General features: G+C 65.7%; 11 protein-coding genes, 1 tRNA gene and 1 pseudogene. 7 read left to right on the top strand and 6 right to left on the bottom strand.

Annotated features, from left to right (window positions below):
* Positions 1 to 89: 89 nt before the first annotated feature.
* A pseudogene (locus tag ACNS88_RS17200) lies at positions 90 to 230 on the top strand (helix-turn-helix domain-containing protein); the annotation flags it as partial.
* 23 nt (positions 231 to 253) lie between these two features.
* On the opposite strand, the gene ACNS88_RS17195 reads toward ACNS88_RS17200, so the two are convergent.
* Positions 254 to 580 carry a HalOD1 output domain-containing protein gene (locus tag ACNS88_RS17195; RefSeq protein ID WP_435100445.1) on the bottom strand — a complete coding sequence of 109 codons (327 nt, stop codon included), beginning with the start codon at positions 578 to 580 and terminating at the stop codon, positions 254 to 256.
* Between the two features lie 140 nt (positions 581 to 720).
* Complete coding sequence (locus tag ACNS88_RS17190) at positions 721 to 1,182, bottom strand: DUF5793 family protein (RefSeq protein WP_435100442.1); 462 nt, start codon at positions 1,180 to 1,182, stop codon at positions 721 to 723.
* Positions 1,183 to 1,372: 190 nt separating this feature from the next.
* On the opposite strand from ACNS88_RS17190, the gene ACNS88_RS17185 reads away from it, so the two are divergent.
* From ACNS88_RS17185 to ACNS88_RS17175, 3 genes are all read left to right on the top strand, one after another.
* On the top strand, positions 1,373 to 3,079 hold the full coding sequence (locus ACNS88_RS17185) for a type II/IV secretion system ATPase subunit (protein WP_435100439.1): 1,707 nt from the start codon (positions 1,373 to 1,375) through the stop codon (positions 3,077 to 3,079).
* Positions 3,076 to 5,223 (top strand): type II secretion system F family protein, encoded by a 2,148-nt coding sequence (locus ACNS88_RS17180; protein WP_435100436.1) that lies wholly within the window; start codon positions 3,076 to 3,078, stop codon positions 5,221 to 5,223. Before ACNS88_RS17185 ends, ACNS88_RS17180 begins: the two co-directional genes overlap by 4 nt.
* Before the next feature lie 83 nt (positions 5,224 to 5,306).
* Complete coding sequence (locus tag ACNS88_RS17175; RefSeq protein WP_435100433.1) at positions 5,307 to 5,948, top strand: class I SAM-dependent methyltransferase; 642 nt, start codon at positions 5,307 to 5,309, stop codon at positions 5,946 to 5,948.
* 245 nt (positions 5,949 to 6,193) lie between these two features.
* On the opposite strand, the gene ACNS88_RS17170 is transcribed toward ACNS88_RS17175, so the two are convergent.
* Both ACNS88_RS17170 and ACNS88_RS17165 read right to left on the bottom strand, forming a co-directional pair.
* Positions 6,194 to 6,478, bottom strand: coding sequence for a hypothetical protein (locus ACNS88_RS17170; protein ID WP_435100430.1), 285 nt, complete (start codon positions 6,476 to 6,478; stop codon positions 6,194 to 6,196).
* A gap of 13 nt (positions 6,479 to 6,491) precedes the next feature.
* Positions 6,492 to 7,016 carry a DoxX family protein gene (locus ACNS88_RS17165; RefSeq protein ID WP_435100427.1) on the bottom strand — a complete coding sequence of 175 codons (525 nt, stop codon included), beginning with the start codon at positions 7,014 to 7,016 and terminating at the stop codon, positions 6,492 to 6,494.
* 237 nt (positions 7,017 to 7,253) lie between these two features.
* On the opposite strand from ACNS88_RS17165, the gene ACNS88_RS17160 reads away from it, so the two are divergent.
* Positions 7,254 to 7,324, top strand: a tRNA-Gly gene (locus ACNS88_RS17160).
* Between the two features lie 109 nt (positions 7,325 to 7,433).
* Here ACNS88_RS17160 and ACNS88_RS17155 read toward each other — a convergent pair.
* On the bottom strand, positions 7,434 to 8,513 hold the full coding sequence (locus ACNS88_RS17155; protein WP_435100424.1) for an NAD(P)/FAD-dependent oxidoreductase: 1,080 nt from the start codon (positions 8,511 to 8,513) through the stop codon (positions 7,434 to 7,436).
* A gap of 167 nt (positions 8,514 to 8,680) precedes the next feature.
* Between ACNS88_RS17155 and ACNS88_RS17150 the strand changes: the two genes are divergently transcribed.
* The gene (locus tag ACNS88_RS17150) at positions 8,681 to 8,998 is read left to right on the top strand and encodes a hypothetical protein (RefSeq protein ID WP_435100421.1); all 318 of its coding nucleotides are present in this window, start codon (positions 8,681 to 8,683) and stop codon (positions 8,996 to 8,998) included.
* Positions 8,999 to 9,031: 33 nt separating this feature from the next.
* Here the strand turns inward: ACNS88_RS17150 and ACNS88_RS17145 are convergent, their stop codons facing one another.
* Complete coding sequence (locus ACNS88_RS17145) at positions 9,032 to 9,703, bottom strand: metallophosphoesterase family protein (protein WP_435100418.1); 672 nt, start codon at positions 9,701 to 9,703, stop codon at positions 9,032 to 9,034.
* A gap of 179 nt (positions 9,704 to 9,882) precedes the next feature.
* Here ACNS88_RS17145 and ACNS88_RS17140 point away from each other — a divergent pair.
* A partial coding sequence (locus ACNS88_RS17140) for a transposase (RefSeq protein ID WP_435100415.1) occupies positions 9,883 to 10,701 on the top strand: 819 nt, incomplete at its 3' end.

Below are 10,701 nucleotides of genomic sequence, written 5' to 3'. Positions count from 1 at the left end.
CGCAAGTTGCCTCCGTGGGTCGGTAGCCGAACCCCCAACGGAGGAATCCTCGCGCTTTAGCGCGGGGAGGATGTCAAGAGTGGCCGCGCGACTGCACGGGACAGGACGTGGCCGACGAACTCGGAATCGCGTCGCCGACGTTCTCGGAACACGTCTTCGCAGCCGAGCGCAAGATTCTCACGTTCCTGTTCGAAGGCGCCGACAAGGCTCGCCCGACCGGCGGGGCGTGACCGCGGGTACGGCACGTCCGACCTCACTTTCGGTCGTCTGTTCCCGGCGAAACGGCGACCCACCCGTCTGCGTCGACGGTGACGGTACACCCCTCGAACTGAAACCTCACACAGCCATGTTTGAATTTGTGCGGCGATTCGAAGAGCATATCGAGTGCATCGGGATCGATCACCTCGTAGAGCGGCCCGATATTGTTCGGATCCGTTTCGAGAGCGTCCGCGACCGTCCCGATAACACAGATGGAGGGGCGGGTATCAGATTCTCCGAGAAACGTCGATGTGTGCGCTTTTGACGCGATGTCGGGGCAGAGATCGTCTGCGTCTCGTCCAGAGTCATCGTGTGAGGTCATGAGGTACCGTGATTCGGCTGCCGTCCGTGAGAACAGAGCGCGCAAGCGACCTTATGTACCATCCCTATCTCTGAAGGGTCGCGATCAGGCCCGGAAGATCCGACCGGCGGAAAAACGGCAGAAGAGGCGGCTGCGCTCGGTCAGAGCTCGACGCCAGACGGAATCAGGCTCTCGTTACGCAGGAGGTTCCCCTCGTGGTCGTACACGAGGAAGGTGTGCTTGTCGTAGGTGACGAGCCGCTCGCCGTCGACCTCGATCTCGACCCGGTAGTGGGCGTCCTCATCGCCCGCCGAGTCGCGCGCGGCGCGGATGAAGGGGAGTACGTCCGTGGCGGTCTCGTTGAGTTCGAGGACGAAGTCACCGGTGTAGCGGTTCGTCACGCCAACCACGCCTTCCGAGTCGTCCGCGGTCGAGAGCGGCTCACGGAGCCGGAACGCCACGTCGATGTCGTCGGCCTCGAGGAGGCCACCGTCGGTCCCCGAGAGCCGGTCGCGGAGAAGCCCGTCCGGTCCCCGGAAATCGATACGGACCAGTGGCCGCCCCGGCTGGTCGGCGTCGGTGTCAACGCCTTCGACAGTCAATTCGAAATAATCACGCCGCATTACCTACTGGAACGTTAGCGGTCGCCCCGTATGAACGTAACGGGCGGATCCACCGCCGACTCCGGGCCTCCCGCAGTCGGCGGCGCCGAGGCTCGCGACGTCGCACCGGCTGTGACGGCTCCCGCTGTCGCCGCTGATAATTGCCGGGGGGAATTTAAGCCACCACGCCCCATACGCCTCAGCAACGACGATGGCGAGTGACACCCGCGGAGGCGACGCCGAGGACCGCATCGAGGCCCTCCGGCGACGGCTCTCGCGAACGTGGGAGGTACTTCGAGGGGCCGATATCGACGTTCGTCCCTTCAGGCCCGGGCAGGACGGCCCCCTCGCCGCCTTCACGCCCCCCGACGGCGAGCGCGAGGTCGACCGGTACTGGGTGAACGCGCCGTACGCGTACGTCGTGATCACCTACGACGACGCCGAGAGCGAACACCGGTACTACGCGGTCGAACCCGATCTCGACCGGTTCGAGCGCGACCTCCTCGACCGCGTGGTCGACGACATCCGGGACCCGCTCCTCTACCGCGAGGGCACCGGCCGGACCGACGAAGAGACCCTCCGGAACGAGCTGGAGGGCCTGTTGGAGGGGTACGGCGTCGACGCCGGAATGGACACGTTCCACGCGCTCGCGTACTACCTCTATCGCGACTTTCGCGGCTACGGGAAGGTCGACCCGCTCCTCAACGACCGCCACATCGAGGACATCTCGTGTGACGGCTACGACCTCCCGATCTTCGTCTATCACGACGACTACACCGACATCGAGACCAACGTCTCGTTCGGGAAGTCGGAGCTCGACAACTACGTCATCCGCCTCGCCCAGCAGTCCGGACGCCACGTCTCCGTCGGCGACCCGATCGTGGGCACGACGCTCCCGGACGGCTCCCGCGCCGAGCTCTCCCTCGGTGAGGAGGTCACCCCCCGCGGCTCCGCGTTCACGATCCGCCAGTACGCCGAGGACCCGTTCACGCCGATCGATCTGGTTGAGTACGGCACGTTCTCGGTCGAGCAGATGGCGTACTTCTGGCTCTGTATCGAACACAACAAGAGCCTGATCTTCGCCGGGGGCACCGCGTCGGGGAAGACGACCTCGATGAACGCGGTATCGATGTTCATCCCGCCGCGCGCGAAGGTGCTCTCCATCGAGGACACCCGCGAGCTCTCCTTATACCACGACAACTGGCTTTCCTCGATCACTCGTGAGCGCCGGTACGAGGGCGCCGACATCGACATGTACGACCTGCTCCGCTCCGCGCTGCGTCACCGTCCCGAGTACATCGTGGTCGGGGAGGTCCGCGGGGAGGAGGCGATCACTCTGTTCCAGGCGATGAACACGGGCCACACCACCTTCTCGACGATGCACGCCGACTCGATCGAGACGGTGATAAACCGGCTGGAGAACGAGCCGATCAACGTCCCTCGCGCGATGGTCCAGTCGCTCGACATGCTGGCGATCCAGACGCTGACTCGCTCGGGCGACCAGCGCGTCCGGCGCGCGAAAACGATCGGCGAGATCGGCGGTATCGACCAGCGTACCGGGGAGCTCGACTACTCCTCGGCGTTCGAGTGGGACGCCGAGGCCGACGAGTTCAGCCGGAACGACTCCTCGCTCATGGAAGAGATCGCCGACGAGCGCGGCTGGTCCCGATCGGAGCAGCTGCGCGAGGTCCGGCGGCGCGAGCGCTTCCTCGAACTGCTTCGCGGGCTCGGCGTCACCGACTACCGGGCGTTCACCGCCCTCGTCAACGAGTACTACGCCGACCCCGAGCGCGTGATGGACCGGCTCGAAGAACGGGACGAGAGGAAGGTTGACGACCAACGCAACGGCACGGGCGGCGAGCAGAGCAACGGTACGACCAAACCCTCGGAACCGATCGGAGACGGCGGCAACGAATGATCGCGTACCTCCCCTTACTCGCCGCGATCGGGTGTGGTCTGGCGCTGCTGCTACCCGCGGTCGACGAGGGGGCCAATCTGGTCGTCACTCGCGTTGCGCTGTTGCTCTTCGGCGACTACGTCGGCGAGGACGGGCCGCGGCGCCAGCGCCAGCGCGACCTGATGCGCGCCGCCCACATCGCGGGCACTCACCGGACGTACGCCGCCAAGACGCTCCTGTACGCGGGCCTGCTCGGCGTCGCCGGCAGCGTCATCGGCGTCTACGCCGCGGCCGGGCTCCTCTCGGCGCTCGACGTGAGCGAGACGGCCTTACGGGAGACGCTCCCAGCGCCGCTCGGGTTCGTCGCGGGCGTGACGCGGCTCACGGAGATCGGACTCACCGAGCTGTTCCTCCTGTTGATGCTGGCGTCGGCGACGCTCGGCGCCGCGCTCGCGATCGCGATGTACTACGGGCGGTGGGAGCTGCTCGACCAGCGCGCTCACGCGCGAGGGGCGGAGATCGACGCCACCCTCCCCCGGACCGTCGCGTTCATGTACGCGCTCTCTCGGTCGGGGATGCCGTTCCCGCGCGTCTTGGACACGCTCGCGGAGAACGAGGCGGTGTACGGCGAGGCGGCGACGGAGCTTTCGGTCGCCGTTCGCGACATGAACGCCTTCGGCACCGACGCGTTGACCGCGCTTCAGCGCACCTCCCGGCGGACCCCGAGCGACGACTTGGCCGACTTCGCGGAAAATCTCGCGTCCGTGCTCGGCACCGGACAGCCTATCGCGGCGTTCCTCAGCGACCAGTACGAGCTGTATCAAGAGGAAGCAGAGTCCAAACAACAGCGGTACCTCGAACTGCTCTCGACGTTCGCGGAGGCGTACGTCACCGCGTTAGTGGCCGGTCCGCTCTTTTTCATCACGATCCTCGTCGTGATCGGGCTCGTGTTGGAGGATACCCTCCCCCTGTTGCGCGCCGTGGTCTATCTCGGGGTCCCGCTGGCGACGTTCGGGTTCGTGGTCTACGTCGACAGCGTCACGCAGGGGATCGGCGGCACTGAGACCGTCGACCTCTCGGCGGCGATCGAAGACGGGTCAGCGGCGAGAGACACCGCGAGCACACGGGCCGGGAAGAGCCCGAAGCCCGACGGCGGCGTGCCGGGCGAACCGCCGTCGGCGGACGGGTGGGCTGCGAGCCGCGAACGGCTCCGAGCGTACGACCGGGTCGAAACGCTGCGGCGGTGGGCCACGTCGCCGCTTGAGAGCGTGCTCGCCGAGCCGCGCACGGTGTTCCTTCTCTCCGTCCCGCTCGCGATCGTCGGCCTGCTCGTGGGCGCGTTCCCGATCACCCTCGGACCGCCGACCGAGATGGTCGCGCAGATCGAGACGCCGGTCGTCGTCGCGACCGCGCTCGTACTCGCGAGCTACGCCGTCGTCTACGAGGTGCGCAAGCGGGGTATCCGACGGATCGAGTCCGCCGTCCCCGACTTCCTCGACCGGCTCGCCAGCGTCAACGAGGCTGGCACCTCCGTGGTCGGGAGCGTCCGCCGCGTCGCGGACTCGAACCTGGAGGCGCTCACCGACGACTTACAGCGCACCCGGCGGGACATCGACTGGGGCGCCGACGTGGGCACCGCCCTCCGACGGCTGGAGCGACGGGTCCGGTCGCCGATGACCTCGCGAGCGGTCGCGCTCATCACGAACGCGATGCGCGCCAGCGGCGACATCGGCCCAGTCCTCCGGATCGCGGCCGACGAGGCGCGCGCGACGTGGTCGCTCCGCCGAGAGCGCCGACAGGTAATGGTAACGTACCTCATCGTGATCTACATCTCCTTCCTCGTGTTCCTCGGGATCATCGCCTCGCTGTCGGTGTCGTTCATCCCCGCGATCGAGGAGGCGGCCATCTCGGGGTCGGGAGCGGCGGCGGGGGCCGGCGACCTCCCGGGCGCGACGGGCGGTCCCTCAGGGATCACGGACGGACTCGGAGACATCGACGCCACCGCGTACGAACAGCTGTTCTTCCACGCCGCCGCGATACAGGCGGTCTGCTCCGGACTCGTCGCCGGCCAGCTCGGGGAGGGATCGGTCCACGACGGCGTGAAACACGTCGTCGTCCTGCTGTCGCTGACGCTCGCCGCGTTCCTCGTCATCGGTCTGGTGTGACCCCGTTTCGATCGAAGCCGGCGTTGCCGTCGCGTTGAACCCTCGGGCATCGGACCTAAACCGGTCCGGACCGACCGCCAGATATGGACCCCCACTCAGCCGGCGATCCCCGGTCGACGTACGACCGGATCGCAGCGCACTTCTCGAAGACGAGGGAGTACGCGTGGCCGGAGGTCGAGTCGTTTCTCGACGGGCGCACCGCGACGCGCGCGCTCGATATCGGCTGCGGAAATGGGCGGCACGTGGAGTCGCTCACCGAGCACGCGGCCGCGGTCGTCGGCGTCGACCTCAGCCGCGAACTCCTCCGCGAAGCGGTCGACCGGGCCCGTGAGCGGGAGTACGCCGACGTGGCGTCGTTCGTCCACGGCGACGCCGCGAGCCTGCCGATCGCGAGCGACGCGGTCGAGCTCGCCGTGTACGTCGCGACCGTCCATCACCTCCCGTCGCGCGAGGCCCGGATCCGGAGTCTCGACGAACTCGCGCGGGTGTTGACGCCCGGCGGGACCGCGCTGGTGAGCACGTGGAGCACGGCTCACGACCGGTTCGACCGGGACGAGGGGTTCGACACGACCGTCGACTGGACGCTTCCGGGCGGCGAGACGGTCCCGCGGTACTACCACATCTACTCGCCGGCGGAGTTTGAGACCGATCTCGGCGAGAGCGCCCTCGAAGTCGTCCGGTTCGAGGTCTCCAGCGGGAACTGCTACGTGACCGTCACCGTCTGACGCCCCCGAGTCTCGGACCGAGATCGAACTGCGGGGATTGGACCGAGCGTGACGACCGCATCGGGATGCCGAGTCGTACGGGGTCGCCCTCTTCGCCGAGTGAGCGCCGGCGGGGGCGTCACGCGCGACGGAACGCCGGAGACGGACGAGGTACACGGAACGGACGCGTGGCTCGACGAGTCGTCCGACGGGAACGCAGAAGAGTAGCCGCGCCGCCTGCCGCAACGGTCGAGTCGGGAATCGCCTCAGTCGGCGATCGTCTCGTGGCTGGTCGTCGCGTCCTCGGCGAGCGGCGTCACGATCTTGTACGCCGCGTACAGGCCGAGCACCGCGACACCGACCAGCACAACCCCCGTCCGGAGCTGCGGCGAGAACAGCGGGGTCGCGATCACGTCGCCCGCCTCGTTAGTCAGCGGAACCGGACTGTACGGCGCGCCGACGAGGATCTCGAGGAGCCCCATGCCGACGAGTCCGAGCAGCATTAGTCCCGCGCTCAGCGCCATCGCCGCCTTGTCGATAATATCTGTCATTTGATGTCACCTCTTAACCGAGCAGGTACCGGAGTTTCGGGTGTGCTTGCACCAGCGAGAGCTTCTCGATGACCGCGTCGAGGCCGTAGTACCGTCCGGCCGACAGCATGATCACGGTGATGAACAGCAGTAGGCCCATGAAGTCGCTGTTGACCAGTCCGTGACCGAAGCCGGCGTTGCCGACCCAGAACAGGGTCATGAAGATGACCCCGCCGAACGCGGCCAGCCGGGTGAAAGCGCCGAAGATCAGCGCGAGCCCGATCAGCGTCTCGAAGAGGGGGACCCCCGGCTCGATGAGCCACGCGAGGTTGTTCCCCATCCAGACCGGGATGCCACCGAGCGCGGTGCCCGACATGCCTTGCATGTACGCCGACCCGTAGGTGTACGAGAACCCGCTCTCGATAATCTTCGTGACACCGGCGTGGAAGAACCACCAGCCGGTCACCACGCGGAGGAAGGCGATCCAGTATGCAGCCCATGGACCGTCCAGTGCGAACTCGACATCGTCGACCAGTGGATTTCCTGATTGGTATGACATTGTCGTCACCTTACGAATGTAGGTTGGGTGGGTACATACATATACACCCAGAACGGTTCTAAACCTCTGAAAACGGTTCTAAGTAAACGGGAACGGCCCGCTATATTGTGGCTCTTTAAATAGAGATGTTGACAATCGTGGGCAGAGAGGCGGCGCCGCCGTCGTCGAGAACACGGAACGTTTATCAGAACTGTTCGGCCTACGTGTAGACGCGTTCAGTATCAAACGCACCAACGCGCGCCGGTGGTCTAGTGGTAGGACCTGAGCCTTCCAAGCTCATGGCCCGGGTTCAAATCCCGGCCGGCGCATTTCTCGAACGAAGTGAGAGAAATTTGGAGAGAGTTGGACCCGCTCGGTTACACTCGCTAAGCGCAGCCTTCCGAAAAGTGACGGAATCCCTCTGACGGCCGGTCCTATTCAGTCGTCGTCGGCCGCGTGCGTCTCCTCTTTTTCCTCGACGCCTTTCACCCGTGCTCCACCCGCATGGCCCTCGTGGGCGACCGCGGTCGCCATGAGCTCCGGCGAGATGGCGGGCACCTCGTCGGGTTCGACCGGACCGTCCGCCTCGATCGACTCCGTCGAGCGCGGGAACTCCCGGATCTCCTTGTGGATCGCGAGGCCGGCCTTCGCGCCCTGACCCATCGCGACGGGCACCTGATTGTGGCCGGGGGTGATGTCGCCGATCGCGAACACGCCGTCCTCGCTGGTTCGGCCGTGGTCGTCGACGTCGATCTCGCCGCCCTCGGTCAGGTCGCAGCCGAGCCCCTCGGCGAGCGCGGTGTTGTAGTCGGAACCGTACATCGGAAAGCCGCCGCGGTACTCGCGACGGGACCCGTCTTCGAACTCCATCGCTTCCAGCCATCCGGAGCCGGGGTCGTTCTCGATGCCCGAGACGTCCTCGTGGACGACATCGATCGGGTGCGCCTCGAGTTGGGCGGCGGTCTCGTCGCTCCACGTCGGCTCTTCGCCGCGGGTCAGAATATCCACGTCACCGGTCACGTTCAGCATGATCATCGCGACGTGGGCGGCGGCCTCGCCGTGGCCCATCACGTACACCGGCTCGTCGACGAACATGTAGGCGTCGCAGTGGAGACACCAGTGGAGCCCTTTGGCGTTCCGCGGGAGCGGCGGGTCCGGACGCTCATCCGAGAAGCCCGTCGCGAGCACGACGCGGTCCGCGAGGAACTCGCTGTCGTTCGTCGTCAGTCGGAACCGGTCGTCGTCGTCGAGACGCTCGATATCGGTGACGAAGTCGCGCTCGAAGGTGCCGCCGTACGACTGCACCTGCTCGCGGCCGGTCGCGAGGAGCTCGTTACCGGAGGTCTCCTCGGGGATGCCGATCACGTTGTGCGTGTCGGCCATCATCGCCGCGCGCCCCCCGCCGCGGTCGATCAGCACCGTCTCGTGACCCAGTCGGGCGCCGTACAGGGCGGTCGTCAGTCCAGCCGGCCCGCCGCCGACAACCGCGATCTCGTACTCGTCCTCGGACGAACTCATTGTCGGATCACACGCGTTGCGGCGGTTTAAATGAAGTCGTGCTGTGCGCGCGCCGCGACCACCCCGTGTCCGTTCGACCAGGTGTCCACCCGAGATTCCGTCGGGCGTTTTCATCGGTGCCGCCGTCTCCCGGAAGCTTATATCGGTCCGTTGCGTCCTGAGTGGCAGTGCCCTCGCATCTCGTCGCCGCCGTCGGGCTCTTCCTCGTCGGCGCCGCCGCCGACATCGCCTCGACCTATCTCGCTCTCTCCGGCGGGCAGTACATCGAGGGGTCGCCGGTCGGTAGCGCGTTCATCGCGGCGTTCGGGCTCGTCCCCGGGATGCTCCTCACCAAGGCCGCCGGAATGGTCCTCATCGGAATTCCCGTCGCGGTCGCGGGCGGGACCCGCCGGCTCGTCGCGACGCTGATGTGCGCCGGCGTCGGCGTCCTGTCGATCGCGACTGCGGTGCGGAACGTGCTGTTCGTCACGGGCGTCTGGCCGTGAGACGGTCGTCGGTGAGGCCGGCCTGACGCCCAGTCACTCGCCCTTATAAAGCCGTGCGGCCGTTCGCTCGGGGAGGCCGGCGTCGGCGATCGCCTCGCTCACGCGATCGATGTCGTACGCGACGCGCCGCAGGTCGACCTCCTCGGTCTGGGTGTCGAGCACGGCGTACCCCGCCTTCGGGTCGCCGTCGCGCGGCTGGCCGACGCTCCCCGGATTGACCACGACTCCGCCCGCGACCGACCGCTTCCCCTGCACGTGGGTGTGGCCGAGGGCGATCCCGTCGTACTCGCCCATGTGCCGGTCGAGGTTCGGGAACTCTTCCGGGTAGACGTACGCGTCCTCGCGCTCGGCCGCGGGGTGGGAGTGAACGAGGAGGTACCGACCGCCCGCGAACGTCTCGGCGCGCGGGAGCCCGTCGAGCCACGCGAGCTGGTCGGCCGACAGCGACTCCTTCGCGTGTTCGAGGCCGGCCTCGGCCATGTGGTTGGCTCGGTACTTCTCGGGCGTCTCCACGGTGCGGTCGTGGTTGCCCCGGACGGTTATGGTCGCGACCTCGCGCACGCGCTCGACGCACTCGGCCGGCCACGGGTTGTATCCGATCACGTCACCGACGCAGACGATCCGGTCGACGGCCGGCATGTCGTCGAGGACGGTTTCGAGCGCGGGCAGGTTCGCGTGGACATCGGAGATGAGCCCCACCTTCATCGGATCGGGGTTCGGGCGGCGGCCGGGAATAGGTTCGGCCTATCTTTCTACGAGGAGAGAATCCCGGCGTTTACGCCGGGAGTGAATCCGACAACGTTGACACAGTCTCTCACCGATTGCAGGCTGGATATTCCACGCTAATCCACACCATTAACTAAGTGTATTTACATAGGCTATGTATGGCGATTAAGGCCACACGCACCTACGTTGGTTCCATCCAGAACCACCAACAGGTTTGCGATGGCCTTGATTCGCTCGGAGACTCTGCCTCGAAAATCTGGAACGTCGCACGATGGACAGCCGACCGTATCTGGGACGCAACCGGTGAGATCCCAAACGGTAGTGTGCTGAAATCGTACATGAAGAATCAGTCGTGCTGGAAAGATTTGAACGCACAATCCAGTCAGAAGGTCATTGAAGAACTTTCTGACGCTTTCCAGTCATGGTTCGATCTGCGACACAAGTTCAGTGAGGCGAATCCACCCGGCTACCGCAAACACGGCGACAGCCGACCACGTTCTACAGTGACGTTCAAAGAAGACGGGTTCAAACACGACCCTGAGAACAACCGGGTCCGACTCTCGAAAGGCTCGAATCTGAAAGAACACTTCTCAGACTTCCTGCTTTGCGAGTACCAGACTCGACCTGATGTTGATCTCTCGGAAGTCAACAGCGTACAGAACGTTCGTGCCGTCTGGAACGGTGACGAATGGGAACTCCACTTCGTCTGTAAAGTCGAGCTCGAATCTGCCGACACAGCAGGCGACGGTGTTGCGGGGATCGACCTCGGAATTACAAATATCGCCACGATCGCCTTCCCCGACGAATACGTGTTGTACCCCGGAAACTCGCTCAAAGAAGACAAACACTACTTCACCAGAGCTGAGTACGACACTGAGGGAGAGAACGGCCCGTCAGAGAAGTCGATGTGGGCACGTCGGAAGCTCTCTGATCGTGAGACACACTACTACCACACGCTGACCGACGCCATCATTACG

Origin of the sequence: Halorubrum shenae, from assembly GCF_051194165.1 — an archaeon.
Lineage (GTDB): Archaea > Halobacteriota > Halobacteria > Halobacteriales > Haloferacaceae > Halorubrum.
Note: the sequence above shows the minus strand (reverse complement) of the source record. Positions and strands in the feature narration are given on the sequence as shown.

Coding starts and splice junctions, on each gene's coding strand:
- ACNS88_RS17195 (WP_435100445.1), bottom strand. CDS start 580: ATGACCTCACACGATGACTCTGGACGAGACGCAGACGATCTCTGCCCC.
- ACNS88_RS17190 (WP_435100442.1), bottom strand. CDS start 1,182: ATGCGGCGTGATTATTTCGAATTGACTGTCGAAGGCGTTGACACCGAC.
- ACNS88_RS17185 (WP_435100439.1), top strand. CDS start 1,373: ATGGCGAGTGACACCCGCGGAGGCGACGCCGAGGACCGCATCGAGGCC.
- ACNS88_RS17180 (WP_435100436.1), top strand. CDS start 3,076: ATGATCGCGTACCTCCCCTTACTCGCCGCGATCGGGTGTGGTCTGGCG.
- ACNS88_RS17175 (WP_435100433.1), top strand. CDS start 5,307: ATGGACCCCCACTCAGCCGGCGATCCCCGGTCGACGTACGACCGGATC.
- ACNS88_RS17170 (WP_435100430.1), bottom strand. CDS start 6,478: ATGACAGATATTATCGACAAGGCGGCGATGGCGCTGAGCGCGGGACTA.
- ACNS88_RS17165 (WP_435100427.1), bottom strand. CDS start 7,016: ATGTCATACCAATCAGGAAATCCACTGGTCGACGATGTCGAGTTCGCA.
- ACNS88_RS17155 (WP_435100424.1), bottom strand. CDS start 8,513: ATGAGTTCGTCCGAGGACGAGTACGAGATCGCGGTTGTCGGCGGCGGG.
- ACNS88_RS17145 (WP_435100418.1), bottom strand. CDS start 9,703: ATGAAGGTGGGGCTCATCTCCGATGTCCACGCGAACCTGCCCGCGCTC.